The sequence below is a fragment of the Fannyhessea sp. genome (genome assembly GCF_986145555.1).
In genome coordinates this window covers 19,444-44,545 of sequence record NZ_CFRCNA010000011.1, presented here as the reverse complement: position 1 = coordinate 44,545, position 25,102 = coordinate 19,444, and the positions used below count along the sequence as shown (strand labels likewise).

At 43.6% G+C, this 25,102-nt stretch carries 19 protein-coding genes; 9 read left to right on the top strand and 10 right to left on the bottom strand.

Going from position 1 to position 25,102, the window contains the following annotated elements; all coding sequences use genetic code 11:
• Positions 1–218 precede the first annotated feature (218 nt).
• The 6 genes from AC5GD6_RS03620 to AC5GD6_RS03595 all read left to right on the top strand — a co-directional run bounded on the left by AC5GD6_RS03620 (position 219) and on the right by AC5GD6_RS03595 (position 8,305).
• A complete protein-coding gene (locus AC5GD6_RS03620; RefSeq protein WP_491846258.1) occupies positions 219–3,059 on the top strand; it encodes a DEAD/DEAH box helicase in 2,841 nt (946 codons plus the stop codon).
• A 175-nt stretch (positions 3,060–3,234) separates the two neighbouring features.
• Positions 3,235–3,819: an alkyl hydroperoxide reductase subunit C gene (ahpC, locus tag AC5GD6_RS03615; protein WP_006303389.1), complete on the top strand. Its 585-nt coding sequence runs from the start codon at positions 3,235–3,237 to the stop codon at positions 3,817–3,819.
• Between the two features lie 237 nt (positions 3,820–4,056).
• Positions 4,057–5,772: an FAD-dependent oxidoreductase gene (locus AC5GD6_RS03610; RefSeq protein WP_491846257.1), complete on the top strand. Its 1,716-nt coding sequence runs from the start codon at positions 4,057–4,059 to the stop codon at positions 5,770–5,772.
• Between the two features lie 198 nt (positions 5,773–5,970).
• Positions 5,971–6,771 carry a Cof-type HAD-IIB family hydrolase gene (locus AC5GD6_RS03605; RefSeq protein ID WP_276791355.1) on the top strand — a complete coding sequence of 267 codons (801 nt, stop codon included), beginning with the start codon at positions 5,971–5,973 and terminating at the stop codon, positions 6,769–6,771.
• Positions 6,772–6,955: 184 nt separating this feature from the next.
• Positions 6,956–7,963 carry an SPFH domain-containing protein gene (locus AC5GD6_RS03600; protein ID WP_491846256.1) on the top strand — a complete coding sequence of 336 codons (1,008 nt, stop codon included), beginning with the start codon at positions 6,956–6,958 and terminating at the stop codon, positions 7,961–7,963.
• Between the two features lie 138 nt (positions 7,964–8,101).
• Positions 8,102–8,305: a type II toxin-antitoxin system antitoxin gene (locus AC5GD6_RS03595; RefSeq protein WP_082734868.1), complete on the top strand. Its 204-nt coding sequence runs from the start codon at positions 8,102–8,104 to the stop codon at positions 8,303–8,305.
• A 122-nt stretch (positions 8,306–8,427) separates the two neighbouring features.
• Here the strand turns inward: AC5GD6_RS03595 and AC5GD6_RS03590 are convergent, their stop codons facing one another.
• The 4 genes from AC5GD6_RS03590 to AC5GD6_RS03575 form a co-directional block, all read right to left on the bottom strand.
• Positions 8,428–9,294, bottom strand: coding sequence for a metal ABC transporter permease (locus tag AC5GD6_RS03590; protein WP_061103145.1), 867 nt, complete (start codon positions 9,292–9,294; stop codon positions 8,428–8,430).
• Entirely contained in the window at positions 9,287–9,958 is a 672-nt protein-coding gene (locus tag AC5GD6_RS03585) for a metal ABC transporter ATP-binding protein (protein WP_416429142.1), read from the bottom strand. Before AC5GD6_RS03585 ends, AC5GD6_RS03590 begins: the two co-directional genes overlap by 8 nt.
• A 52-nt stretch (positions 9,959–10,010) precedes the next feature.
• Complete coding sequence (locus tag AC5GD6_RS03580) at positions 10,011–11,324, bottom strand: metal ABC transporter solute-binding protein, Zn/Mn family (protein ID WP_491846255.1); 1,314 nt, start codon at positions 11,322–11,324, stop codon at positions 10,011–10,013.
• 75 nt (positions 11,325–11,399) lie between these two features.
• Positions 11,400–12,053 (bottom strand): ZinT/AdcA family metal-binding protein, encoded by a 654-nt coding sequence (locus AC5GD6_RS03575; protein WP_464359632.1) that lies wholly within the window; start codon positions 12,051–12,053, stop codon positions 11,400–11,402.
• Between the two features lie 418 nt (positions 12,054–12,471).
• Between AC5GD6_RS03575 and AC5GD6_RS03570 the strand changes: the two genes are divergently transcribed.
• Positions 12,472–13,569 carry an asparaginase gene (locus tag AC5GD6_RS03570; protein ID WP_491846254.1) on the top strand — a complete coding sequence of 366 codons (1,098 nt, stop codon included), beginning with the start codon at positions 12,472–12,474 and terminating at the stop codon, positions 13,567–13,569.
• Between the two features lie 198 nt (positions 13,570–13,767).
• Here the strand turns inward: AC5GD6_RS03570 and groL are convergent, their stop codons facing one another.
• The 3 genes from groL to AC5GD6_RS03555 form a co-directional block, all read right to left on the bottom strand.
• Positions 13,768–15,408, bottom strand: a complete 1,641-nt coding sequence (groL, locus tag AC5GD6_RS03565; protein ID WP_048596256.1) for a chaperonin GroEL — start codon at positions 15,406–15,408, stop codon at positions 13,768–13,770.
• A 101-nt stretch (positions 15,409–15,509) separates the two neighbouring features.
• A complete protein-coding gene (locus tag AC5GD6_RS03560; RefSeq protein WP_035434662.1) occupies positions 15,510–15,800 on the bottom strand; it encodes a co-chaperone GroES in 291 nt (96 codons plus the stop codon).
• Positions 15,801–16,057: 257 nt separating this feature from the next.
• The gene (locus tag AC5GD6_RS03555; protein ID WP_491846253.1) at positions 16,058–17,929 is read right to left on the bottom strand and encodes an elongator complex protein 3; all 1,872 of its coding nucleotides are present in this window, start codon (positions 17,927–17,929) and stop codon (positions 16,058–16,060) included.
• 145 nt (positions 17,930–18,074) lie between these two features.
• On the opposite strand from AC5GD6_RS03555, the gene AC5GD6_RS03550 reads away from it, so the two are divergent.
• Positions 18,075–18,986, top strand: a complete 912-nt coding sequence (locus tag AC5GD6_RS03550) for a class I SAM-dependent methyltransferase (protein ID WP_420027479.1) — start codon at positions 18,075–18,077, stop codon at positions 18,984–18,986.
• A 69-nt stretch (positions 18,987–19,055) separates the two neighbouring features.
• On the opposite strand, the gene AC5GD6_RS03545 is transcribed toward AC5GD6_RS03550, so the two are convergent.
• From AC5GD6_RS03545 to thrS, 3 genes are all read right to left on the bottom strand, one after another.
• Entirely contained in the window at positions 19,056–19,826 is a 771-nt protein-coding gene (locus AC5GD6_RS03545; RefSeq protein WP_311444544.1) for an alpha/beta hydrolase, read from the bottom strand.
• A gap of 93 nt (positions 19,827–19,919) precedes the next feature.
• The gene (locus AC5GD6_RS03540) at positions 19,920–21,194 is read right to left on the bottom strand and encodes an amidohydrolase (RefSeq protein WP_491846252.1); all 1,275 of its coding nucleotides are present in this window, start codon (positions 21,192–21,194) and stop codon (positions 19,920–19,922) included.
• A 247-nt stretch (positions 21,195–21,441) separates the two neighbouring features.
• Entirely contained in the window at positions 21,442–23,220 is a 1,779-nt protein-coding gene (gene thrS, locus AC5GD6_RS03535) for a threonine--tRNA ligase (RefSeq protein WP_491846251.1), read from the bottom strand.
• Positions 23,221–23,585: 365 nt separating this feature from the next.
• Here thrS and AC5GD6_RS03530 point away from each other — a divergent pair, with 365 nt between their 5' ends.
• Entirely contained in the window at positions 23,586–24,938 is a 1,353-nt protein-coding gene (locus AC5GD6_RS03530) for a C1 family peptidase (RefSeq protein ID WP_491846250.1), read from the top strand.
• Positions 24,939–25,102 lie beyond the last annotated feature (164 nt).

Here is a 25,102-nt window from a genome sequence, read left to right as displayed (position 1 = left end):
TCTGGCTAATTGGTGTATGTATGGTTGAGACGGTATTTCATAATGCGTGGTAGGTTGTTTTTGCAAGCAGAAGACGGCATACGAACATTAAAGAGTAGAATTCCACGAGCTAAAATCCATTCAATATCAGTTAAACAACACAGTTGACTATATTATAATAAGTGACTCAAGAGAAAAGAAATATACATATAAAGCCAACGGACAGAAATCGAGCACACATGAATGTACCAACAAACGCCATTTCATCTCCTACTACAACAACACCCCTAGATGAGCAAGACAATAGTACCAACTCAGACGAATCTTGTGTCCATACGGATGAACTTCCTTCGTTATATAAGCTCTTACCCCTTGATGAACAGGGAAATCTTGAACACCTTGATCCAGAAACGGCGCTTGAGCGATTTATAAACTGGGCAGAGGATTCGGGCAAAGCACTCTGGGATCATCAAGAAGAGGCGCTTTTAGACCTTGCAAGCGGCAACCACGTTATTTTAGGAACGCCTACTGGTTCGGGAAAATCGATGGTTGCCCTTGGAATGTGTTATTTTACCTTAGTTCAAAATGGTGTCATGTACTATACCGCTCCTATAAAAGCACTGGTAAGCGAAAAGTTTTTTGAACTTACTGCCCTCTTTGGCAAAGACTTAGTAGGTATGATTACCGGTGACGTTGTTATCAATAGCGAAGCTCCTCTTATTTGTTGTACGGCAGAAATTCTTGCGTATGACGCTTTGCGTTTTGGATCGAGCTCTGATATTTCGGCAGTGTGTATGGACGAATTTCACTACTATGCCGATAAAGACCGTGGCTGGGCGTGGCAAGTACCTCTGCTTACCCTTCCGCATACACAGTTTCTCCTTATGAGCGCCACACTTGGCAATATGAGCGCGCTCTCAGCACGTTTGGAGCGCATGACCAAAAGACACGTTGACGCGGTGCTCAATGCCCCTCGTCCTGTACCTCTGCGCTTTGCCTACGCTACTACATCCTTAGAAGCAAGTGTTAAGGTAGCCTTGCAAGCACAAGAAGCTCCTTTGTATATTGTGCATTTTGCACAAAGCGAGGCCGAAAAAAGCGCTCGTGCGCTTGCCAATTTTGGTATTTCTACCAAAGAGGAGCGCGAAAAAATCAAAACATTTTTGCAAAACGTTCGTTTTACCACGTCATATGGTAAATCGCTTAAACACTTGCTCACATGTGGGGTTGGCATACATCATGCAGGAATGTTGCCACGCTACAGACTTTTGGTAGAAAAACTTGCGCAACAAGGACTCTTACCAGTTATCTGCGGAACAGATACCTTAGGCGTTGGAATCAATGTTCCAATCCATACCGTGATTTTTAACTCGCTCACTAAATTTGACGGACGGCACCTGCGCCATCTGAATGCGCGAGAATTCCATCAAATTGCAGGTAGAGCAGGTAGGTGCGGTTTTGATACCGAAGGCGTGGTGCAGGCGCAGGCAACGGTGTATGAAATCGAACGCCTTAAAGCACAGGCAAAGGCGCAAGGCGATCCTAAAAAACTTAGACGCATAAAAGCGCCTTCTCAACCAGCAGGATTTTTGAGTTGGAGCGAAAAAACGTTTCACAAGCTTATTGAAAGTTCTCCAGAAGAGCTGCGCGCACATCTTAAAATATCGCATGCACTTGTACTTGCAGAAGTTATGCAACAAGGCCACGCTTTTCGCCGCATTGTATTTCTCATTATGAATTCGTTTATCCCCGATGAAGAAAAAACTCAGCTTTTGGGAAGAACGCAGGAAATTTTTGCGACGCTTCTTGATTCGGGCGTTATTGAACAGGTTTGTCAGGATTTTGATTCTAATGTAACAGAAGTGACAGATAAAGCAGACGCGACAGGCATGGCAGACACAACGAGCGCAACAGACGTAACGGATGTAACAGACGCACTAAGCGCAACGGACGCAGCATATAAAGAAGATGACCTTGACACAAACCCGCTTTTTGCGCGCGTAGCCGAGCCCAAACGCTGGATACAAGCTACCTATAAACCCACCATTGAAATCCCCGAGGATTTTGCTCTTAATCAGCCACTTGCGCCATTTGTTCTTGCGGCGCTTGAATTATTAGATCCTTTAAGTCCAAGTTATGCACTTGATGTTGTTTCTCTTGCTGAGTCGGCGCTTGATAATCCACCGCAAATTATGAAAGCATTGCTTAAAAAGGCAAAAAACGAGGCTATGAGCCGTATGAAGGCAGAAGGTATCGAATACGAAGAGCGGCTGGAGCGCCTCGAAGACGTAAGCTACGAAAAGCCTTTAGAATCGCTTATCAAAACTGCCTATGAAAATTATAGTGCTCAAGTACCCTGGGCGCGTGATTTTGCGCCTATGCCAAAATCTATCGTAAGAAATATGCTTGAAACAGCATGCGATTTTAAAACCTATGTGCACGTTGTAGGCATCATTAAAAATGAAGGAACGCTGCTTAGATACTTATCAGACGTATGGCGATTTTTAGCGAAAACAATTCCTGAGTCCAAGCTTGATGATAAACTCCACGATATTATTTCATGGCTTCACGTACTCATTAGTACAACCGACTCGTCGTTACTTGATGAATGGCAAGGTAACAGCCTTATACACGCAGCTGAGCCGCCGCGTATGCCTCAAACGCAAGATCTCGTCCCCGATAGACGCGGACTTATGATCTTTATTCACAATGCTTTGTTCCAGCGCGTTGTTAAAGCCGCTCAACATGATGCTTCGGCTTTAGGCGAACTCGACGGCGCATGGGGCTGGCACGCGCGACAATGGACGCGTGTATTGGACGAATTTTATGAGGCTCACGACCAAATAGAGCTTACTGCAGACGCTCGATCAAACACCTATTGTACCTTTGACACCACGGACGAAAAATTGGGCACGTGGTGCGTGCGTCAAATGTTTTTGGATAGCGACGGTGATTGCGACTTTGGTATGAGTGCAGATATCGATATAGCACAAACGCTCGACACAGCAGATCTTGTATGTACGCGCTATTGCGCGGGTAACATTGATGACCTTTTGGAAGACGAACAAAACGCAAGTTAAGAGCATGACTAAATTGCGCGTATCAGCCAAGAACACGTGTTTATTATGACACGCTCGCCCATTTACGAATTTTTAATGTATGCGCATAGAAGATGTGTATAGAACAATCGAATAAGGAAATAGAAACTATGTACCTAAGGAAAGGTAACGTAAGTCATGTTTTTAGGAGGAACACATGTCTCTTATCGGAAAAGAAATTGGCGATTTTTCAGTACAGGCTTATCAAAACGATACATTTTCGGTAGTTACCAAAAATGATGTTATCGGCAAAGACAAAGACGGCAATGAAAAATGGTCATTGTTCTTCTTCTATCCTGCAGACTTTTCATTTGTATGCCCTACCGAGCTTGAAGAGCTTGCCGAAGAATATGATAATTTCAAAAAAGCTCACTGCGAAATTTATTCCGTTTCATGTGACTCTCACTTTGTTCACAAAGCATGGCACGATCACTCAGATCGTGTAAGCAAAGTGCAATATCCTATGCTTGCAGACCCTGCCTGCGTTCTTGCACGCGACTTTGACGTGTTAATTGAAGAAAGTGGTTTAGCAGAGCGCGGAGCATTTATCGTAGATCCTGACGGTAAAATTCAGGTATACGAAGTGACTTCGGGAAGCATTGGACGCGAGGCAAAAGAATTACTCCGCTTGCTGGAGGCTGCACAATTTGTACGCGCTCATGGTGACCAAGTATGTCCTGCAAAATGGCAACCCGGCGAAGATACGCTTAAGCCAAGCCTTGACTTAGTTGGGCAACTTTAATCGCGTGTAAAGAGCTTATATTCGCTCGCATACTCAGTAAAAGCCCGTTGCAGTTGCGCGGGCTTTTATCGTAGTTTTAAGGATAGCTCGATTTCAAATCACCAAATTGCAAACCGCTTGATATTAACCGCTTGATATTAACCGCTTGATTTCAAACTGCACGATTTCAAACCACGCTTGCTTAAGTATTACCTCGTTACACGCATAACGACCATATTTTGCACTGAAAGGATTGTCATGGATCAAAATAAACATGCTCTAAACGACGCTCTACCAAACAATACGACACAATCTAATACACCACAGCTTGACACGCTCTACGACGCAATTATTGTAGGTGGAGGACCTGCTGGATTAACTGCAGGTATTTACCTCGCGCGCGCTCGGTATCGCGTCTTAATTGTTGAGAAAAAGCAATTTGGTGGGCAAATCACCATTACCAACGAAGTTGTTAATTATCCTGGCGTTGAGCGCATAAGCGGAAAGGCACTCACCGATACTATGCGCCGTCAAGCAGAATCTTTTGGCGCTGAGCTTATGCTTGCAGAAGTAACTCGCATTGAATCAGACGGCGACATAAAAATTGTACATACCACCAAAGGCGATTTCTCAACCTTGAGCATTCTTTTGGCAATTGGTTCTGCACCTCGAAAAATTGGATTCCCTGGTGAAGAGAGGTTCCAAGGTCACGGCGTTGCATATTGTGCAACCTGCGATGGTGAATTCTTTACGGGCAAAGACGTCTTTGTGGTAGGTGGAGGCTTTGCTGCTGCCGAAGAAAGTGTATTTCTTACCAAATATGCAAAGCACGTACATATTCTTATTCGCGAGGATGATTTTACCTGCGCTGCAGCCTCTACCGATGCGGCGCGCGCAAACGAAAAAATTACCATCCATACCAATACCGAAGTGGCCGAACTCACCGGTGATACCATGCCTTCTAAATTGGTAACTAAAAATAATAAAACTGGTGAGCTTCATACCTATGAAGCTGCGCCAAACGATACCTTTGGTGTCTTTGTTCTTGCAGGGTACGCGCCCGAAACACAACTTATGCGCGATATTGTGAACTTAGACGCACGAGGAAACATCATCACCAATGCCCAAAAGCAAACAAGCGCTGCAGGTATCTATGCTGCAGGTGATGTATGCGTTAAAGATTTGCGCCAAGTGGTAACCGCAACAGGTGAAGCCGCAATTGCAGCTACCGAAATGGAGCGCACGATTGTAAACCAACAAAAGAAAACAGGCCTTATTCCTCGTCGTCCATCAACGCGTGTAAATGATATGCAACAACAACATGACACAGGCGCTACCGATACATCTACAGCAAAAGCAAACGCTCTCTTTGACGCTGATATGGTTGAGCAACTCAAAGGCTTGTGTGCACGCATGGAGCGCTCGGTAATTCTGCGTCTTGCGCTTGATGAAACAAACCTCTCTCAAGAATTGCGCGCATATTGCACAGAATTGCATAAGATTTCGTCCAAAATACAAGTGGAGATCCTTCCTCAAGAGCAAGCAAACAAAGAAGCATATCTTCCCTGCGTACACGTATGCAATGACCAAGGCGAAGATAGCGGACTGGCGTTTCACGGCGTTCCTGGAGGTCACGAATTTACCTCATTTATGCTTGGTTTGTATAATGTTGCAGGCCCTGGTCAAAAACTTACTGACGAGCAAAAACACGCTATTGCTGCATTAGGTGCCACCAACGTAAAAATTCTTGCAAGTCTTAGCTGCACCATGTGTCCAGATACCGTAGTTGCTGCCCAGCATATTGCTGCATGTAATTCTTCTGTTTCGGTTGACGTATACGACATTGCTCACTACCCTGAACTTAAAGCACAATATAACGTTATGAGCGTACCGTGCATTGTGGTAAATGATCGTGATAACGTTGCGTTTGGTCGAAAAGACATTGATGCCATGCTTGAGCTTATGCGCTCCTAACAAAGACATGTTACGCACAACACCTTGTTCGCGGTATGTAATCAGCAAGCGCTTTTTGCGCAGGTTTGTTAATCAAGCGCGTTAATCAAACGCGTCCAATTGAGCTGTCTTGAATTTTGAACTATCTACCACTCAAAGGTTTGGTAAAACAGCAAGGCACGCTTTTGAGCATTACAGGCGCTCAAGAAAGGATTACCTATGAGTTCTACCATTAAACTTGTAGCAAGTGATATGGACGGCACATTTTTACGAGATAACAAAGAGTTTGATGAGCCTCGTTTTAAGCGCATTCTTCATCGCATGACACAACAAGGTGCACGCTTTGTTTTGGCAAGTGGTAACCAGTATATTCAGCTTAAACAGTCTTTCCCTGGCTATGCAGACACACTTTCATATGTAGCCGAAAATGGCGGATATGTTGTTGATTCGGGCGAGCTGATTTATACCGCTCATTTGGACGAAAAAGATCTACGTGCCATTTACAATACCGTTATGCCCGACCCCAATTTGTACACTATTTTTTGTGGAGAACACGCGTCGTACATAGAAAAACGCCATGCAACGCCAGAATTTATAGGATTGGTAAAATATTATTTTCCATCTCTTGAAATTGTTGATAATCTTTTAGAGATCAACGATAACATTCTTAAAGCGTGCGAAGTTATGCAACCCGACGATACCGACTCGTATTATCAGATGCTGCGCGCACAGCTTCCCTCACACATTATTCCTACTACAAGTGGTCACGGGTCTATTGACCTTATTTTAACAGGTATAAATAAAGCGTTTGGAATAGATTTACTGGTAAAACGCTGGAATATTACGCCTGAAGAATGTATTGCATTTGGCGACGCTGCAAACGATATAGAAATGCTTTCGTATGTAGGCTGCGGATATGCGATGGCAAACGCTATGGACGGAATAGCTGATTATGCTCAAAAACAAGCACCGTCAAATAATGAGGATGGTGTCCTTGAGGTTCTTGACAAGCTTTTTTAGGCACACAATACGCGAGTTCATCTTGTAACGCGCGCTTGAGGACAGGCTCTTTTTACGAACTTTTTGCACTCGTGTGTAAAAAGTTCTTTTTTTGATATAAATGTGATATCATATTCATATCGGTTAGACAGCGTTATAAGCAATATAACAACGTCATTGATAACTTTGCGAGAAAGGATCTGAGATGACGCAAGAAAAAGAGATAAAAACGCTCAACGGATGGATAGTTGTACCTTTTGTGATTGCAGGCTATGCGCTTGCACTTTATGCCCTCATACAGTTTATATTGGAGGCCATTCAAGCAGACAAGCTTCAGCAAATGCCTTCATTCGCATCCTTGTGTATTGCACTTGTGCTCTTAGTTGCTACGTTTATAGTAAACTTGGGGCTTTTTTCACTCCAACCTGGACAAGCGCGTATATGTATCCTCTTTGGAAACTATAAAGGAACGGTAAAAACAGACGGCTTGCATTTTGTAAATCCGTTCTTTGCGCGCAGCTTAAGCTCATCAGTAGAATATAAAGCATACAATCTATCAGAATCTAATAGCAATTCCTCGTCATCTAACGAGCAAGTAAAAGTTCGTAAAACAACTATTTCACTTAGAGCACGCACACTTACGGGCGATCGTCTTAAAGTAAATGACAAGATGGGAAATCCCATAGAAATTGCAACTGTTATTGTTTGGCGTGTTGTTGATACAGCTAAAGCCGTATTTGATGTGGATAATTACGATGCATATGTAGACATGCAAACCGAAACAGCAGTTCGTCACGTTGCAAGCTTATATGCCTATGACCACATGGAAGATGATGATGACACCAACACCGCTATTACGCTTCGCTCCAATATCGAAGATGTATCGCAAAGACTTCGCCAAGAACTAAGCGCTAAGCTTGCTCCAGCAGGCGTAACAGTTGAAGACGCTCGACTCACACACCTTGCATACGCACCAGAAATTGCGCAGGCAATGCTTCGTCGTCAGCAAGCAGAGGCAGTTATTGCTGCTCGTAAGAAGATTGTAGAAGGTGCGGTATCCATGGTTAACATGGCGCTTACCTCTCTTGCAGAAGAAGGCGTAGTTGCGTTTGATGATGATAAAAAAGCAGCTATGGCAAGCAATCTTATGGTAGTTCTTTGTGGCGAATCAGAAACCCAACCCGTGCTGAATACAGGATCGCTGTATCAATAGTAAATCTGGTGTATACCGCTTAAGAAATTGATTGCTTGGTACTATTTGGACAAACACGATCAATAAACGGATATGCACACATGCAGGTACAAGATATCCCACTGTATTAACTGTCACAAACACGAAAGCTCAAGGCATATGGCAATAAGAAAGCAATATCCCTTACGCATACACCCCGATATATGGAATGCGCTCGAAATTTGGTCGCGTGATGAAATGAGAAGCGTTAACGGACAAATTGAATGGATATTATGCGACAGCCTTAAACGCGCAAAACGATGGCCACCTCACAAACGAGAGTTAGGCGATGGACACACAACAAACGAGGGCAAGTCCACCTAAGAGGCCCATGTAAGCGTGATGGAGTATGAACAAAAATAAGGCTTTGGAGTAATCCAAAGCCTTATTATGTAGTTACATATTGTGTAGTAACTAAACTATATAGGAGCTCTCAACATACGTGCTTATTGTGCGCTTGCGGCAGCAGCATTAGACATGCCGCGCTCTTCGGTGGGTTTAAGCCTATTTTTAATCGAAGAAACAATAAGGAATATCACAATTCCAATAACAGCAGCTACAACAATTGCTCCACCAGGACGAACATCTTCAAAGTACGAGAAAATAAGTCCTACCATCGTGTAAATGATGCCCAAAATTACAGACAACACGCAGGTTTGGAAGTATGAGCGGCTGATAATAAGCGCAGTTGCAACGGGAAGTGCAACAAGAGATACAACCAAAAGAGCGCCTACAACTTTACAAGCTAAACCAATCATAATGGCCGCAAGCAGTGTAAATACACCATTTACCAGCGCAACTTTTACTCCAGCAATACGAGCAAGCGTTACATCAATAGCCAGGTCTAAAAGACCTGCATAACAAATAATGCTCACCAAAAGCGTTGCCACAAAAACAACTGCGGTGCTTATAAGATCAACAACCGTTACCGCAGAAACCGAACCAAACAAATACGATTCAAACGTATTTCCACCAGGTGCAAAGTCGGCAAGTACAACTGCCATACCAAGCCCTGCGCTCATAATTACTGCAACCGACATATCGCCAAACTGAGGCATTTTTGCACGAATTCCTTCTATAAAGAATCCTGCAACAATACACGTACATACCGCACCAATAACGGGGTCAAATCCAAAAATCAAGCCTAAACCAACACCCATAAGCGAAACATGCGACAGTGCGTCTGAAACCATTGACGTTTTGCGGTTGATCATCACGATACCAATAAGCGGCAAGGCAATAGCAAGCATAAGACCCGCAGCAAGCGTTCGGCGCATAAATTCAAATTGAAAAATTGAAAGAAGATCAAACATGAGCTATCCTTCCTGAATTAATACGGTAGGTTGCATCAAAGTTAATATGACGTGATACAAGTTCAAGTTCGTGAGAAACCAAAACAGCAGTAATATTGCGCTCTTGTGTAACTGTTTCCAAAAGATCCAAAAAGCGAACTTTACTCTCGTTATCAACGCCTGCCGTTGGCTCGTCCAAAATCAAAAGACGTGGATCATTGATGAGTGCACGTGTAATCATAACGCGCTGCTGCAATCCACCAGAAAGCTCGTTAAATGGCGTGCGAACATATTTTTTCAAACCCATGTCAACTAAGGCCTTTTCTGCGCGTTCAAAATGCTTTTTTCCGGGGAATTTAACAGGGCCAAACGAGCGATATAAATTGATAGCCACCATTTCTCTACAGGTAGTAGGAAACGCGACTTTATTCATAACGCTGTTTTGAGGAACGTAACCAATATCCTTAAAGTCTTTAATTGAGTTAATTGCATTTCCAAATAATTTAACGCTTCCTTCAAAATGCTTAAGCTCGCCAAGCAAAACTTTCAAAAGCGTCGATTTACCCGAACCATTTTCTCCAGTTATACAAATAAATTGTCCCTCGTCAACACAAAGATTGACATCTTTGAGCACCAACTCGGATGTATATCCAAAATTGAGGTTCGAAACATCTATTATGTGCATGAACCCTCCTTAGGCTTCAAACAATTGTGTACCAAACGTGCAAATAGATACGCTAAACAAGTGACTGATATATCTTTTCAACGTTGTCTTTCATGATTTCAACGTAGCCGTTCATCTCGGCACCTTGCTCTTCGCTTACGTACTCCATCGAAGCCAGTGGCACCGCCTGACCGCCAATTTCTTCGGCAACAGTATCGGCACCTTTAGACGATGCTCCAAGCTCGTAAAATACAGTGGTTACATTGTGTCGATGGCAAAAATCAACTGCCTTACGAACAGTTTTAAGCGCTGGTGCCTCGGTAGAGGTAAGTCCTTGCAACGGAAAATGTTTAATGTCCAGATCTCTGCACAGATACGAATATGCATTATGCGTTACCACAAATTCGCGGCGCGTAAGAGGCTTAAATTTCTCCTTATACTGCGCACCCAATTCGGTAAGACGAGAAACAACATCAAGCTTATTCTTACGGTATTCCTCTTTATTGGCAGGATACATATCGCAAAGTTTGTCATGAATAGCTGCACAATACTGTTTAGCATTCATAAATGAAATCCATGAGTGAGGATCATAGGTAATTTTGTCGGTACCCGATGAAGAACCTTCCATCAGCGGCGTTACTTTAATTTCGTCACCATTTTCTGATTCAACTAAACGATACGATAACAAATCGGCACTCGCTCTATCAGAGAGCACAATCCAACTTGCGTCTTCGGGCAGGGTAAATCCAATATATCCGCTCTCGTGACCCATCTCAAGTGCATACACTTTACCGTCTTCAACATCAATTGTTTTATGCTGGGCAATAACCTCGCCTTTTTGCTGCATAATCTGACGGCCGCGTTTTACCAAATCTGCAAGTGGGGTAGATTCGTCTGCCTTAAAGAACGCAACACGCATAATGTCTTGGTGCGTGTGGCCAAATTCAAAACCGTACGTACCGCTTCTTACGCCAAGACGCGCTATGTACTGAAATTCTCCCATTGCAGCACCACCACGATAGGTAATTAAGTCAATACCATCAGAAAGCGTTAATACAGGTAAATTGGGCAAGTTGTCACGAACTTGATCAATCCAGTGTTCCATATTGGCACCATTTACCACGAGGAGATCGGCTTCGCTTAAATCGCGCAAGCCCTTTGGCGTTGGCTCCCAAACATGAGGGTCTTTATTAGGTGGCATAAATGAATGCAGTTCAACCGTATCTTGAGCAACTTCGCGAACTAAGTCAAATACGGGATAAAAAGACGCATAAATAACGGGTTTAGCATGCGATCTTCTGCGGCATGCGCCCAACATGCTTGCGCCAAGCGTAGCGGAACAGGCGCCAGCACAAAGGCCCAAAAATTCTCTTCTTGAATATCTCATACGATTTGATACTCCATATAGGTAAGCAAAAAGTCCCCGCAAATGCGAGGACTTTTAGAAATTATTAAATCAAATTTACTCTTTAACCTCGTCGGCAATTTGATCCATCGTGCTGTTTGGTTTAACAAATGTTGGGAACCAACCGTCTTTCTTAAAGAGTTCATCAGCATTCTTACCATAGCGCATGTGGAAGTGAACAAGCTCTTCCTCACCGTGAACAGGCATCATGAGCAGTACAGGATATTTAGCATCTTTATCTTCTGCTTCAAAGACATCCCACTCAAGTTCCTTACCACCGTGTTGAACTTTCTTGGAGTCTTTAAACTTATAGGTAACTTTACCGATTTCTTTTCCGCCCTTGTCTTTAAAGCCATCAAGGAAGGTGATGGTGTCACCCTTGATCTCAAGACCACCAAAGTCTGAATGACGACGCTCTTTAAGCTCTTTCTTAATGTCCTCAGGTGACTTACCTGCTTCTTTTGCCTTCTCAGCATAAGCGGAATCAAGCTCTTTATCATCAAGATACTTGCTAAAGTCATTCCAAGTGCCTTCCCAGCCCTTGAGATCCTTTACCGCTTCTTTTTTATCAGCAGATGCACTTTGAGATTGCTCGGTCTCAGCGTTTTGAGATTGTGCTTTAGGAGCGCTTTGTTGTCCTGCGCAACCAAAAATAGAAAATGCTAAGCCCACGGAAAGAGCCGAAGCTGCAATAGTACCAAACTTGTTCATGCAAACCTCCAGACAACGAGTGGTTATAGAGAAAACGATTTCAAACACGCTTTGTAGCTCTGTAAATACGTGTTAACCACTGCTAACTTTTTGAATCGATGTTATTGTACAACAAAGTTATATTCAGTTAACTTTCAGCTTCCATTTTATGCAATTTGGGCTCATCGGCAATCTTACCAATATGGCAATCCCCTCTTGTTTTCGCTGTTAGCTTAGATATTTATTCGATTTACGGCAGTGAGTTAGCTATTATGTAGGTATTGTGAGAGCGCGTTTTGACTCTATGAGCTTATAAGGCGCTACGTTGTTGCGCACATATTCTTGTTACAATACGTAATGCTTATGGTTCGCGTACACAGCACTTATCGCGTACACAGCGCATACGTTATTGAACACGCACGAGATGAAGAGAACAAACATGAAGCATATCCTGCTTATTGCCACAGGAGGCACCATAGCCTCTCAACCCATGGCAGAAGGTCTTACTCCCACACTTTCGGGAGAAGAGCTTGCACGCTATGTACCACAGCTTAAAGATATTTGCACGTTTAAGACTACACAGCTTATGAATATTGATTCAACTAATATGCTGCCCGAGCACTGGTTGCAAATTGCACGCTGCATTAAAGATGCCTACGATGATTTTGATGCATTTATCGTGCTGCACGGCACCGATACCATGGCATATACCGCAGCCGCACTATCTTATCTTATTCAAAACAGTCCCAAGCCTATTGTGCTTACTGGTTCGCAGCAGCCTATGACAGGTGCTTTTACCGATGCAAAACTTAATCTTTATCAGGCAGCACTTTTTGCGTGCGATGATAATTCCTACGATGTTAATGTGGTATTTGGCGGATCCGTTATGTGCGGAACACGTGCGTGTAAGCAAAAAACCATGAGCTATAATGCGTTTACCAGCATAAATTATCCCTTGATTGCTATGATTCGCGCAAATAAAATTGTACGACACAGCTCTTGCAACCAAAAACCCCAAGAACACAGAAGTGCTTTGCAATTAGCCTTATCCACACCGCATGCACCAATGGCATCGGAATGTAGCAACTACAAGACATCGCAAGAAGGTGCGTACTCATGTGTGCGCTTTTATGAGAATCTTAACGATCGCGTTATGTGTCTAAGACTTACCCCAGGGCTTAAACCCAACATTTTTGACGCGCTTGCTAAAGAGTATGATGCACTTATTCTAGAAACATTTGGTATAGGCGGCATTCCCAATTCTCATCAACATAATTTTGCGGCTGCGCTTAAAGACTGGATAGAGCAAGGTAAAACGCTTGTACTTACCACACAAGTTGCTGAAGAAGGTTTAGATTTAGGCGTATACGAAGTTGGACAAGCATTTGCTCATAACGAAGGTGTTCTACGTGGTGCTGATATGACCACCGAGGCGCTGCTGGCTAAAACTATGTGGGTATTAGGACAAGCTCACACGCAAGACGAAATCAAACGCCTGTTTTATACACCTATTAATCACGACCGTGTGCAAGAATAAGAGCTCATTTCTATAGGTAATGAGCAAAAGGGCTTAAGATATAAACTTTCCAAAAGCTTACAACTAAAAAGCGTGCACGCTCTTTCGAGACATGCACGTTTAATAACAATCTTTATGTACATCACATTCAGATACGCATTACCACTAACGCTTTAAGCATACAAACGTTATATATGTAACTTTGTACCCGTCATGCGATTAGTACATTCCGCCACCTTGCTGACCTGAAGCAGCTGCGCGAGAGATAGCTTCTTCAATAGAAGTATCTTTTGGCTCGTCTGAAATAGTAGCCTCGGTAATAAGAATCAACGAAGCAACTGAAGATGCATTTTGCAAGGTAGTACGGGTAACCTTAACTGGGTCAAGAACGCCCATCTTAATCATGTCGCCCCACTCGCCATTAGCAGAGTTAAGGCCTTCACCTGCAGGAAGGTTAGAAATCTTCTCAACTACAACTGAACCTTCATAACCGGCGTTGGTAGCAATCTTTTTAACAGGAGCCATCAAAGCTTTGCGGATGATGTCAACACCAAGTTGTTCATCGGCTTCTGAAGTTTTAACGTTATCAAGAGCTGCTGCAGCTTGCAAGAATGCAACACCACCACCAGCTACAATACCTTCTTCTACAGCTGCACGAGTTGCTTGAAGAGCGTCTTCAATACGGCTCTTGATTTCTTTAAGCTCTGCTTCGGTAGCTGCGCCAACTTTAATAACAGCTACACCGCCAGCAAGTTTAGCCTTGCGCTCTTGAAGCTTTTCTTTGTCAAAGTCAGAAGTAGTATTTTCAAGCTCATTATTGATTTGTGCAACACGCTCATTGATAGCATCTTTAGAACCTGCGCCATCAACAATGGTTGTATTGTCTTTCGTGATCTTAACTGACTTAGCGCGACCAAGCATCTCGGCTGTTACATCGGTAAGCTCTACGCCAAGCTCTTTCATAGCTGCCTGACCACCAGTAAGAACAGCAATATCTTCGAGCATACGCTTACGACGGTCACCATAACCAGGAGCCTTAACAGCGCATACGGTAAGCGTACCACGGAGCTTGTTAAGAATGAGCGTTGCCAATGCTTCGCCGTCTACATCTTCTGCAATGATAAGAAGAGGTGAACCGCTCTTTTGGATGCCCTCAAGAACAGGAAGAATATCTTGAATGTTAGAGATCTTTTGATCGGTCATCAAGATGTAAGGATTCTTGAGCTCGGCAGTCATGGTGTCATTGTTGGTTGCAAAGTAAGGTGAAATGTATCCCTTATCAAATTGCATACCCTCAACGGTATCGATATCAATACCAAAGGTTTGAGAATCTTCTACGGTAATAACGCCGTCTTTACCAACAACTTCCATAGCGTCGGCAATTTTGTTACCAATTTCGGAGTCTACTGCAGAAATTGTTCCAACAGAAGCAATTTGCTCTTTAGTAGAAACTGCCTTAGAAGCACTCTTCATTTCTTCTACAGCAGCATTAACAGCTTTTACAATACCGCGACGAATGGCAATGGGGTTTGCACCTGCAGCAACGTTGCGCAAGCCTTCGTTTACAATAACTTGAGCAAGAAGCGTTGCTGTGGTAGTACCGTCACCTACGGTATCATTGGTTTTTGTAGCAACTTCTTTAACAAGCTGTGCGCCCATGTTTTCGATAGGATCTTTAAGTTCTACTTCCTTTGCAACGGTTACACCATCGTTGGTAATGGTAGGAGCACCGTAAGAACGCTGAAGCGCAACGTAGCGACCCTTAGGTCCAAGGGTGGTGGTTACAGCGTCAGCAAGTGTATTTACACCGTGAGCAAGTTTGGCACGAGCATCGGTACCAAAAACAATATCTTTAGCCATTGAGCTTTTCCTTTCAATTTAAGATACTACTTTTCGCAGGTACATCATGTGTTTTTGCTACTTGAGCAGATATGTGCCTGCATGTGTTTATAAGAATTTACTTACTCGCACAAAATTGCATAGATGTCATCGCTGCGAAGCAACAGATATGTTTCGCCATCGATTTTAACTTCATTACCGCCAAATTTGCCGTAATAAACTTGATCTCCCACTTTAACGTCTAAAGCAATGCGCTCGCCTTTGTCGTTTAACTTACCAGCGCCAACTGCAACAACTTCACCACGTTGAGGCTTTTCTTGTGCACCGCTTGAAATATACAATCCCGAAGATGTTTTTTCTTCTTTTGGAGCGGGCTTAACTAAAACTCGGTCAGCCAAAGGCTTAAGTGTCATGATATGAACCTCCTTTTGTATGCACAACATACGTGCAAGGAACCTAATACAAATTTGAGGATGAACAAATGAAGTATTGCAACTTGCTCATCAACTATTAGAAAGCATACCCATATTTTTTTTCTTATACAAGAGGAATAACAAAATCTTAATAAGTACACTTAGATTTTCTTATTGTCTTCACAACAGTAAAACTCATACTGGCTTGTGCGAATTGCTAAGATTAAACCTGTAGATACTCCTGCACACACCACGAACTAATCTTTTAAGCGCGCAAGATTTGCACGTTGATAGAGCCCCGCGTCCATAAATCCTTGCGAGCGATAATACTTGCGTGTTCCAATCGAAGAAATAACATTTATCGATGTATAGCCTGCTTCGCGTGCAATAGATTTTGCACGACTAATAAGTTGCTTACCCAAACCATGGTGCTGAGCCGTTCCAGCATGACCTTCGATTTGAGCCGTTGTGCCGTATACGTGGACCTCTCTAATCATTGCCTCATGGGGCAAAATAGGAAAATGTTCACATGCGCAATATTTGTCAAGCGCAGACCTATGCGGAAGAGAAAGCCTCAAAAAGCCTGCTATACGGTTATGGTCATCAACCCACTGCAAAAAATACTCGGTAGAAACGTTTGTAGCATACGGAACAACTTCCATATGAAGCGTGCGCGGATCAAGTATGCTTGTTGCAATTTCGCGCATACGAATTTCGCAAGGTTGCGTAGTGCTTTGTGCAATTTTTTGTTCTACTAACTGACGCAAATTACCTTTTTTATTGCCCGAAATAATATCGGTAGACGAAATGTCTCTGATCATACGCGAAATACGCGTAAAACATGGCGTTGCCAGCACATCGCTTACCAGCACATCTACCAGCTCTTCTTCGGTGTATGCCTGCCAAAGACCACGCTCATAGCATGCTTTTAGTCGAGCAGAATCTACCAACACACACGGATAGAGTTTTACTTCATCGGGCAAATACAAGCTGTCATGCACCAACATTTTGAAGTCTTTTTTATCGATTTCTGGCGTTGAGCCCAACAGATTAACCATTGCATGCACATGAATCTTAAATCCAAATAAACGCAGCAGCTCAAAGGCTTGCTTTATATCATCAAGTGAGCCTTTGCGTAAATTACGTTGACGAATTTCTTCGTTGAGCACCTGAATACCCATTTGAACTTTGGTACAACCAAGCGCGCGCATAAGGTAGAGATGTTCAACGTTTATGGTATCGGGTCGCGTTTCGATAACAAGGCCAACTACACGATGATGTGCGCCTTCGTTTATACGCTGCTGTTCGCGAACTTCATCCATAGAAGCTCGCTGAAATACGGCTGCTTTAACCCAAGCTGCGCGAGCTGTATATGCTGCACTAAATGCCTCATTATAGGTAAGTTTTCCTGCGTCAATATCGTGTTGAGTTTGCTCATAATGAATTTCACGAGCGTGCGGGTCAAAGCGCAAACCACAACGCTCGTACCGTGCGACAATGTTATTTCTTTCTTGCTGTGTTGCGTAGCCCATATTGAGCGCGCGAAAAACTTCGCGGATGAACCAGCACTGATATGCTGTAGGATATTCGCTCCATGTTCCGCCTAAAATAATAATTTCTATTTTATCGGTTGGATGACCCATATTCACCAGCGCTTGTAGGCGCAAGGTTGTTTGTAAAAATGGATCGAATAAACACTGCTCTGCACGCTGGCAAGCAGGTTCTCGGCTCATATAACTTTTTGGCATACGAATATCGCTTGGACAAAAAATACAATTTGAGCTGCATGGCCATGGTTTGGTAAGAAGCGTAATAGTAGCCACGCCCGAAGCAGAGCGTCTGGGCTTTATACGCAACGTTTGAATAAGTTTTTGTTCTGTTTCATCGGTTACGCCCCAAGATTTCCAGAGCTGGTGTTCATAATGCTTAACTTCCATATACCGAGGAATAAGCTGCTTTTTTGACGTTTGTTCTTCGTGCGCGGTAATCCCACGGTTACATTCGTTAAGAAATGCATTGAGCTGAACAGACGTAAGCGCGCCTGTTTTCTCAACGCGCTTGATAAGCTTAAGAAGAACATCGTCAATTTGTGGCGTGTTATGATATATGTATTCTGGTGCAGTAGTCATAGTATTAGTGTAGCGCATATGCTGAGCATATGAGAGCAACAGATGTGCCTGCGAGAAAAAACACCAAGCACCAACAAGCTTGATTCCGTGTAGAACATTTGCACACAAAAGATAGAGCGAGCAGAAAGAACGGAAAGAAAGAGCATTGAACAAACAAACCATGCAAACATTGGCTAGTCTTACCAATGACTTTTACAACAAGGAAGCTCAGTCGTTTTCTGATACGCGCACCCGTCCATGGGATGGATGGACATATGCAATGGATTACCTGCTCAAACACGGTTTGCTAACGTTTGGTAACAACAAGGTATCGGTTGCACCAACACTATTTGAACAAACACCGTTAACACAAACACATCTTTGTGACTGCATTGATGTGGCATGCGGAAACCTGAGATTCTTAGATTTTCTCATCAACTACCTGCACAACAATAAAGGTTACCCCAATGCAGGCACCAAGGGTGCGCTATCTTACATTGGCATTGACAAACAATCAGCACTTACACAACTTGGCATGCAAAAGCTCTCGCATACGCTTACACAGCATGCATGCGTAACTATTCATACCACAGATGTGTTATCACGACTCATGGAAGAACATGACCCCTTAGCAGAGCTTACACATACCACAAGCCTCATGGTATGCTTTGGCTTTATGCATCATATTCCCAGCTTTAAGCTTAGACAAACGTTTCTCTCAACACTTTGTAAGCATGTGCGCGAGGGCGGCATTATCGTGCTTTCGTTTTGGTGTTTTGACAACACCGAACAAGGACGCACCAAAGCGCAAGCGCAAACGAAAGAGGCTCTATGCGCGCTGGCGGCACAACAAAGATATACGCTTGACGTGCGCGAGCTAGAAAACAACGATTACCTGCTTGGATGGAAGCATACGCAAGGCGTTATGCGCTATGCCCATAGCTTTTCTGAACAAGAAGTATTCAACCTTATAGCCAACACAGCAACGCTTAAACTTCTTACGTATTGGTATGCCGATGGCAAAGACAAACATTCAAATTTGTATGTTATTGCACAAAACGTTACAGCTACACATTAAGCGGCATGCATACAAGCACGCGCAGCGCAGACAACACTAAAAAACGATATATGCCTATTCGCCTTACATCTATTCATCTTGTTGATGATTATTTATCCAAGCCCACGTAGGCAGCCATGCAGATGTTCGCGGATCAACTAAATCCATGTGATCGACATCTGCAACAATATGTGCATCAACATGCCCATACAACTCAGGTGCCGAAATATAATCAAGCGTGTGCGTAAGAGCAATCTCGGGGTCTTGTGCACCATGCACAATAAGTGTAGGAACAGACGGACACGATTGATAACGAGGAGATGCACTTTTAAGCAACTCCTGCGTTGCGTTTGAACCAAAATATTTCTCCGCAGCCCTATCCCCTTTTCCTTCTTCATAGATTCGTGCAGCATCGGTAACAGGTGCAAGCGCAACCACCACATCAAACAGGTGAGACGCCAAAAGAACAAGCTCTCCGCCTACTGAATGGCCAAGCGCCACAAGCTGTGAATGAGGGTAGCGTTTACGAAGAAAAGAAATTGCATGCTGTACATCTAGAAGTGGCTGTGGCCAGGCTCCATGTGCACCACGACGATATTCCACACATACAACTGTTTCTTGTCTATCAATAAGCCATTTAGCAACATCTAAGCGGCGGTGGCAATCGATATTTTGTCTCCAATACCCGCCATGCACAATAACAAGTACGCGTTGAGGCTGATTATGTGCATGCGTATCGGCTAAGTTGGATGAATCATAGATGTCAACAAAGCAATCAGGATCATCATCGTAATAGACGGTATGTGCCTTATCAAGCAGCTCTTTAATAACCGCAGGATCTGTTGGTGGATGGATTTTCATACTACCCTCTCCTTAAGTGACACAAATGTATAGCACACCCTTGCAGCAAACTTGCCACAAGGGTGTATACATGTTGTAAATACTAAGCACAAACTAGCACGCAAGCCATGCAAGCGCAGCTACAACTGCAGCTTCAAAACCACGATCAAGCGTTGGCTGTAAATCGGGCGCAAAATGCGGGCTATGGTTTGCAGGAGCATTATTCATATCCGCAAAGCCTCCCAGCGTCCAAAATGTATAGGGACAACCCCATTCATCAGGGATATAAGAAAAGTCTTCCGATACGCTTTGCGGTTCGCCTTGCAATGATTGCTTAGCAAAATACGAGGTAAATGCTTCTTGAACGCGCTCGGTGGTGTCTTTGTCATTGCTTGTAAGAGGTCCTCTATCAAAATATTCAATATCGGGCGCAATCGTGCAACCTGCCGCCTCGCATTCTGCACGAACAATGCGCTCAATTGCTGCAAAAAGGCGCTTTTCAAGCTCGGCATTATAGGTTCTGGTATTAAGCAATAAGACTGCATCATCAGGTATGATATTCGCTTTATTTCCTGCCGATACAGAACCAATGGTAAGCACGACACGTTCATCTGAGGGCATCTCGCGCGACACAATAGTTTGCAAACGCATAATCACACTTGCTGCTAAAACAATTGGATCGATTCCTAGTTCGGGCATACTACCGTGAGAACCCTTACCATGTAAGGTAATGCGAATAGAGTATGCTGCCGAGAAAAATGCCCCTACTTTTGTTGCCACACAGCCTCCTGGCAGTGTAGGCATAACGTGCTGACCTAAATACACATCGGGCTTGGTAAACTGTGTACATAAGCCCTCGCGAATCATAGACAACGCACCTTGACCTACTTCTTCGGCAGGTTGAAATACGCCAAGATAGGTTCCTTTCCAAGCGTCTTTATGCACACTCAGCGCTTTAAGTGCAGAAAGCAGGCTCATAATATGAAAGTCGTGACCACACGCATGCATGGTGGGAACACGGGCACCAGTTGTACTGTCTTGTACGGTATACGTAGATGCATAGGGTTTTTGTGACGCTTCTTTAACAGGCAGACCATCAATATCGGCACGCATAGCAACACACGCGCCCTCGCCATTTTGGATACGCGCTACAAGTCCCGTTTTACCAATACGAGTTACCTCAATATGTGAGGCCTGTAACTCATCATATATCCGCTGAGATGTCCACACTTCTTGAAACGCCGGCTCGGGATGTTGATGAAACTCTTTATACAAGGCAACGCGCGCGTCCCTTGTTTGATCAAGCCCGCTTAATACCTGCGAAGCACTGGCTTTTACCTGCGATTTTGTAGGTAATGCTTGAGTAGTTGTATGAGTGTTAGATGTCATAATAACTTCGATTCACGTCACATGTGTTAGGCGACTAGAGCGTATGCAAGTCTCATAAAAACGTCTGGTAAACCACCAAGAGCTGATGCAACTTTAAGCGGCTTTGTGCTCAAACCAAGCACAGAACACAAAGCCACGTATCTGAGTTGTTTTTGCTGCTCTAGTCTGTACTGACCTAGACTTTTATACTGCTCTAGACTTTTGTACTGCTCTAGACTTTTGTACTGCTCTAGACTTTTGTACTGCTCTAGTCTTCTTGATTGTCTTGACGAGAAGAAATTTGAGTTTGAAGCAGTGCAACAAAATCATCAAACGCATATTGCTTGGTGATGTTGGTACGATCTCGTACCGAAATATTGCCCGCTTGAGCCTCTTGCTCGCCTACGATAAGCATGTAGGGAACGCGGTCAATTGAGCGCGCCTCGCGAATCTTATAGCCAATTTTTTCATCGCGATCGTCCAGCTTTACTCTAATCTTAAGATCGCGCAGCTTCTGCGTAAGTTCGCGTGCATATGCGCGCGTTTTTTCGGAAACTGGCAAAACTTTTACCTGCAAAGGTGCCAGCCATACAGGGAATTTACCCTCGTACTGCTCAATAAGCATACCAATAAAACGCTCAAACGAACCAAAGCCTGCGCGGTGAATCATAATTGGACGCTTCTTTTGACCGTCTTTGTCAACATATTCAAGGTTAAAGTTGTGTGGGAATTGGAAGTCAAGCTGAATAGTTCCACATTGCCACGTACGACCTAAGCAGTCTTTAAGATGGAAGTCGATTTTTGGCCCATAAAAAGCGCCGTCGCCCTCGTTAATCGTATACTCAAGACCCATAGTTTCCAAAGCGTTGCGCAAACCGTCTTCTGCGGTTTTCCAATCCTCATCTGAACCCATAGAATTTTCGGGGCGTGTAGACAGCTCAACTTTATACGGAAATCCAAATTGCTTGTAGTATGCGGTAATAAGGTGCGTAACCTCTGCAACTTCATCACAAATTTGATCGGGACGAATAAAGAGGTGCGCATCATCCTGCGTAAACTCACGAACGCGGAACAAGCCGTGAAGCGTACCTTTAAGCTCGTGACGGTGATCAAGACCTGCCTCTGCCAATTTAAGCGGCAAATCACGATACGAACGAGGTTTGTTCATATATACCAAGCATGCACCTGGGCAGTTCATAGGCTTAATGGCAAAATCTTCTTCGTCAATTTTTGTGGTGTACATATTTTCTTTGTAGTGATCCCAGTGACCAGATGTTTCCCACAATTTACGCGAAAGGATAACAGGTGTTTGAATTTGCTCGTAACCAAATTTTTCTTGCATTTCTTGCCAATAGTTCATAAGGGCATTGCGGATACGCATACCATTGGGCAACCAAAACGGAAAACCAGGACCTGCTTCGTTGACCATAAACAGATCCATTTCGCGACCAATCTTTCTGTGGTCACGTTTTTCTGCTTCTGCCATAAGGCGTTCATGCTCGGCAAGCTCTTCTTTTGTTACAAATGCAACACCGGATATACGGGTAAGCATTTCGTTATCACTATTAGCTTTCCAATATGCACCCGAAACTCCCGTAAGCTTAAAAGCCTTTGCCATCTTGGTGTAGCACACATGCGGGCCTGTGCACATATCAACGTATTCACCTTGCTTATAGAAGGTAAGACGTGTGTCCTCAGGAAAATCGCCAATATGTTCTACCTTAAATTTCTCGCCACGCTCTTCAAGAAAAGCAATTGCTTGGGCGCGTGGCAATTCAAAAGTTTCAACTTTGAGATTCTCTTTTGAGATTTTTTTCATTTCTGCCTCAAGAGCAGGTAAATCATCTTCACTGATTTTTACGCCCTCGGGGAATTCCATATCATAATAAAATCCTGTCTCGGTTGCAGGACCATATGCAAAGTGAGCCTGGGGATATAAACGTTTAACTGCCTGTGCCAACATATGTGCACATGAATGACGAATAACGTGCTCTTCCATGTCTTTAGGACATTCTTCCACGCGTCCATCGTTATAGAGAATCTTCATACTCTGCCTTTCCGCAGACAAGCATCCACAACATGCTTTTACTGCTTAAGCGAACTGTATAGGTACACATGCTGATTTACCGTTCAAACAATAGTATGTATGGCTTACGCTCTATTGGCTTGTACTATCAAAAAATTGCTACGTACGACAACTACGTAACAAACATTTTTGACAAAACCCATTGCAATAAAAGGATTGTTGTACATGCAAACGGTAAGCAAACATGTATTCGTATTGCGAGTTTATCACAAGTCATGTGCTTTACGTCTTAAATACTCACTCGTATAAGGTACCTCCACATTGCATGATATGCTTACCTAACATGACAGTGGTTACTAAACACTGCGTACTTTAGGGAGGTTTTCATGAATTTTATGCACAGCATTTCTTCTGAAGATATTTTTCGCGCTCATCACAGCTTTGTTGATGAACGCGCAAATCAAGTTGCAAAAAATGCAGCAAGTTCTAACGGTGTACGAAAAGCAGCGCGCGTGCCCGAGGGCGTTGCACAAAATACGCTTGATTTTGATATCGAAGTAACGCAAGGAAAGCGCTGCAATCAACAACGTTCTGGACGTTGTTGGATGTTTGCGTCACTCAATACCATGCGCTACCGCATTATCAAAAAGTATAATCTTGATACCTTTGAGCTTTCGCAAGCATATCCCCTCTTTTGGGACAAAATGGAAAAAAGTAACTGGTTTTTGGAGAACATCATCGACACCGTTGACGAAGATCTGCACGGTCGTCTTGTTTCATTTTTGCTCACCGACCCTATTGGCGATGGTGGTCAATGGGATATGTTTAAGAGCTTGGTAAAAAAATATGGTGTTTGCCCCAAGGAAGCTATGCCCGAAACAGCAAATTCGTGCAATACATCAGACATGGATCGCTATTTAACTCGTTATTTGCGTGGTTGTGCGCATAATTTACGTGAAACGCACGAAGCAGGAGCTACAGACGAAGACCTCTACGAGATGAAAAAAGAGATGATGAACAACGTTTATCATTTGCTTTCCATTTGTTTGGGTGAGCCTCCTGTAACGTTTGACGTTCGCATGCGCGATAAAGAGCACAAGCTTGTACTCTCAGGAACATTTACACCACATGAATTTTTCAAGCGTGCTGTTGACATGAATCTTGATGATTATATTTCTCTTATTTCGGCACCAACTGCAGATAAACCGTTTGGTCATACCTACACGGTTTCTCGTTTGGGCAATGTTTGGGAAGACCATGGTGTGCGCTATCTCAATTTGGAGCCGTCCGAGCTTAAGCGTGTAGCTATTGCCCAGCTAAGCGATAACTTGCCCGTGTGGTTTGGTTGCGATGTGGCGCAATCATACTTGCGCGATGAAGGTATGATGGATCTTGGCGCACTTGATGTAGATGCGTTATTTGGCTTTGAGGTTGAAGGCTGCATGGATAAAGCTACACGCCTTGATTACGCAGAATCACTGATGACTCATGCTATGGTGCTTGAAGGTGTTCGTTTAGACGAAAACAAAAAGCCTGTTATGTGGAAAGTTGAAAACAGCTGGGGTAAAGACCACGGTCGTGACGGCTTTGATACCTTGTCGGATGCATGGTTTGACGAATATGTGTATCAGGTTGTTGTAGACATCAAGTATTTAACTGCCGAACAAAGAGCTGTATTTGAGCAAGAAGAAGCACGCGTACTTGAGCCGTGGGATCCTATGGGCTCACTTGCACGATAGTTTGTATGATAGCTTGTGCGCGCCTACTTGCGCGATAGCTTGCACGATAGTTTGCGGTCCTATTCATGTATACGCAGCACTTGCATAAGCGTGACATCCTAACAGGATATCTTCATTCTTTTCTGATTTTTGTATATGGGCACATCGAGAACATGACGATGTGC